Here is a 3,498-nt window from a genome sequence, read left to right as displayed (position 1 = left end):
GCGCCGCTCCCAGGAGCACTGCAACGACCAGTCCGGCCGCCACCGTGGCAGCAACCAGCGGGAAACGCGCAATGGACGTTCTCAAAGCGGCAAAGGTCATTCCTTGACACTAATGCGGCCACTCGGAGGCTGCCAGAGGTCTTCGGACCTAGCCGGTACGCTTCAGTGCATGGCAGATGTTCTGGCGGTTGATGGCTTGGTCAAGCGTTACGGCGAACGGACCGTGGTGGATGGTGTTTCCTTCCAGATACGGGCCGGGGAAACATACGGGCTGCTTGGACCGAACGGTGCAGGAAAGACCACGATCATTTCCATGGTGGCCGGGCTGATCCCTGCGGATGCCGGGTCGGTGAAGGTGGCGGGTGAAACCATGACCCCGTCCACCACGGCGCCCAAGGGAAACATCGGCCTGGTGCCCCAGGAGCTCGCGATCTACCCGGACCTGACTGCACGGGAAAACCTGCGGTTCTTCGGCAGCCTGCAGGGGCTCCCCCGCAAAGAACTCCGGACAAGGATTGATGAGGTGCTCGAACTCATTGGCCTGGCGGACCGCGCCGGCGAACAGGTCAAGAAGTTCTCTGGAGGCATGAAGCGCCGCCTGAACATCGGGATCGGCCTGCTGCACCGGCCCACGCTGCTGATCCTGGATGAACCGACAGTGGGCGTGGATCCGCAGTCCCGCAACTCCATCCTTGAGTCCGTGGAAGGGCTGGCCACTGAGGGCATGGCCGTCCTGTACACCACCCACTACATGGAGGAGGCGGAACGGTTGTGCGACCGGATCGCCATCATCGACGAGGGCACGGTCCAGGCGGAGGGGACCCGGGACCAACTGGTGAGGTTGACCGGGGGCCTGGACCGCATCAACCTCCGCGGAAGCGGCAACACCAGCGCAGCAGCGGCGGCACTGAGGGCCGCGCCGGGAGTGCAGAAGGTCGACGGCGACGGGGCGGGGTTAATTCTCACAGTCCAGGACGGACCGAGGAACCTGCCGGCACTCGTTACGGGCGCCGGCGACGCGGGAATGGCCCTGACAGCTGTCGAGATTGCCCGGCCGGACCTGGAATCGGTGTTTCTGCACCTGACCGGCAAAGCCTTACGGGACTGACATGCGGAACATCTGGACAATGGTCGTCAATGACCTCAGGCAACGCGTTCGAGACAAGTCTGTCTTCATCTACTCCCTGCTCGTTCCCCTATCCCTCATGGGCGTCCTGAACCTTGCCTTCGGAGGCCTCGGCAACGAGACTGTGGATCTCAAGCCTGCCACCGTGATTGCCAGCGCTGAAGACGCCGGGCCGCTGGGTGGCGCGCTGCTCGATGCCGTCGATTCATTGCCGATGATGGACGTCACCGTCAGGCACGTCCCCGGCGCGGATGTCCGCCAGGAGACCCGAACCAGCGGGGCCGCACTGGGTTTGGTCATTCCGGCGGAATTTACCGCCGCGGTCACCTCGGGCCGGGCCATCACCGTACAGGTGGTCGAAGGCGGTCAGGGAGGGCTCGAAAAGGACGTTCTGATCTCGGTGGTGGACGGCCTCCTGGACCAGTTTGGCGCGGGGGCCGTCACTGCCGCCGCCGGGGAACTTGCCGGGCTCCCCCGCGATTCACTCGCCAACCTGGGCCAGCAGACAGCGGCAGGGCACCCTGCACTGACGATGTCTGAGGGCCAGGCGTCTGCGGAACAGCTCTCGCTGCGGGGCACGCTCGTCGCGGGCCAGACGGGGCTCTTCCTGCTGTTCACGGTCGGATTCGGGGTCCTGGGGCTGCTGGCCGAACGGGAGCAAGGCACGTTGGCCCGCCTGAAATCGACCCCCGTGCCGGCCGGGTCAATCATCACTGCAAAAGCTCTCGTGGGATTCATACTCGGCATCGCGGCAACAACAGTGCTGCTCGTCGTGGGGACACTGCTGTTCGGTGTGTCCTTCGGTTCCCCGCTGGTGATTGGACTCCTCGTCGTGAGCGTCGCGGCAGCAGCCACCAGCATGACTTTCATCGTCGCCCGCCTGGTCCGGTCCGCGGAGCAGGCCAACATTGTCCAGTCCATCGTCGCCATGGTCCTGGGGATCGCCGGTGGTGCGTTTTTCCCCATTGAAGCCTCGGGCGTTATCGCCACCATCATGGACTTAAACCCTGTCGGCGCGTTCATCCGCGGTCTGGGCATCTCTGCGGGTGGCGGCGGACCAGCGGAGGTGGCGGTTCCGCTGGCCGTCATGCTGGGCTTCGCCGCGGTCTGCACGCTGGCATCCAGGCTCGTACCGGACAGGGGAACCCGCGCATGAACAGCATCCTTGCCATCGGGGGCGTGGAAATCCGGCGTTTCCTCCGCGACAGGTCGAACGTCTTCTTCGTGTTCATCTTTCCCCTGCTCCTGATACTGCTGCTGGGCTCCCAGTTCGGTGCCGGCAGCGGACAGGCCCACGTTTCGCTGGCGGGCGGGACAGGTTCGGAACTGGCGAAGCAGCTCACCGGGAAGCTGGCGGCGGATGGACTGAAGGTCAGCTCCGGCCGCCCGGAATCAGTGAGGGCGGAGCTGAGCCGCGGGCGGACCGACGTCGGGGTTTTCATCAGCGACGCCGCCGCCACAGCTTTCGATGCCGGCCTGCCGGCTGATCTTGAGGTGGTGATGTCCTCCCAATCAGGTGCCCAGGCGGCGCTGCAGTGGGTGCGCGCTTCCGTGCAGGCCGTGGCCACTGAACAGCGGCAGCAGACCGTCCTTGAGAATGCCGGAATCGACCCCGCGCAGGCGGCCGAAGCCCTGAAGCAAGCCAGCGCCTCGGTGCAGCCTCCCCGGCTGGAGATCGTTGATACGGACAACGTCTCACAGGTTTTCACAGGTCTGGGCAAGTTCGATCTGGGCGCTGCCCAGCAGCTGCTGCTCTTCGTCTTCCTGAGCTCCCTTACCGGTTCAACCACCCTGATCCAGGCCCGCAGGCTGGGGGTCATCGCACGCGTCCTGGCAGCTCCCGTGACCAGTTGGCGGGTGATTGCCGGACAGGCGCTGGGCCGTTTTGGCATCGCTGTGGTCCAGGGCGGCTACATCATGCTCGGCACCGCCCTGCTGTTCGGCGTCGACTGGGGAAATCCCCTCCTGGCCGGCCTGATCCTGGCCGTCTTCTCCGCCGTGGCCGCTGCGGCTGCCATGGTCATCGGCTCGGTACTGGACAACGACTCCGCTGCATCCGGGATCGGCGTGGGGCTCGGACTGGTGCTCGCGGGCCTGGGCGGTTCCATGGTGCCGCCGGAGTTCTTCTCCGAGAGCCTTCAGACCGTCTCCCGTGCCACGCCGCACCGCTGGGCCTACGACGCCTTCGCCGAGATCCAGCGGCACGACGGCGGGTTGACGGAGATCCTTCCGCAACTGGGCGTCCTCGCCGCCATGGCTACGGGGCTGCTGGTGCTGGGCGCGCTGTTGCTTCGGCGGAGCCTCAGCCGGGCCCTGTAGGATTCGGCGACGCCGGAGCCTGCGGAGCCGGACCCGGCTGCGGGCCTTGAGGC

The 3,498-nt window shown here is 65.9% G+C and carries 3 protein-coding genes; all 3 read left to right on the top strand.

All coding sequences use genetic code 11. From position 1 onward, the window contains the following. Positions 1 to 169 precede the first annotated feature (169 nt). The 3 genes from DBR22_RS04505 to DBR22_RS04495 are packed head-to-tail and all read left to right on the top strand — an operon-like array spanning position 170 to position 3,445. Positions 170 to 1,108, top strand: a complete 939-nt coding sequence (locus DBR22_RS04505) for an ABC transporter ATP-binding protein (protein WP_108597977.1) — start codon at positions 170 to 172, stop codon at positions 1,106 to 1,108. Between the two features lie 19 nt (positions 1,109 to 1,127). Then, positions 1,128 to 2,282, top strand: coding sequence for an ABC transporter permease (locus tag DBR22_RS04500; RefSeq protein WP_108597978.1), 1,155 nt, complete (start codon positions 1,128 to 1,130; stop codon positions 2,280 to 2,282). Beyond that, positions 2,279 to 3,445 carry an ABC transporter permease gene (locus tag DBR22_RS04495; protein ID WP_108597976.1) on the top strand — a complete coding sequence of 389 codons (1,167 nt, stop codon included), beginning with the start codon at positions 2,279 to 2,281 and terminating at the stop codon, positions 3,443 to 3,445. The genes DBR22_RS04500 and DBR22_RS04495 overlap by 4 nt, the downstream gene beginning before the upstream one ends. Positions 3,446 to 3,498: the final 53 nt, after the last annotated feature.

Source organism: Arthrobacter sp. HMWF013, from assembly GCF_003061105.1.
Classification (GTDB): Bacteria; Actinomycetota; Actinomycetes; order Actinomycetales; family Micrococcaceae; genus Arthrobacter.
The sequence above is the reverse complement of the archived record's forward strand: the minus strand, read 5'-3'. Positions and strand labels throughout refer to the sequence as shown.

Coding starts and splice junctions, on each gene's coding strand:
- DBR22_RS04505 (WP_108597977.1), top strand. CDS start 170: ATGGCAGATGTTCTGGCGGTTGATGGCTTGGTCAAGCGTTACGGCGAA.
- DBR22_RS04500 (WP_108597978.1), top strand. CDS start 1,128: ATGGTCGTCAATGACCTCAGGCAACGCGTTCGAGACAAGTCTGTCTTC.
- DBR22_RS04495 (WP_108597976.1), top strand. CDS start 2,279: ATGAACAGCATCCTTGCCATCGGGGGCGTGGAAATCCGGCGTTTCCTC.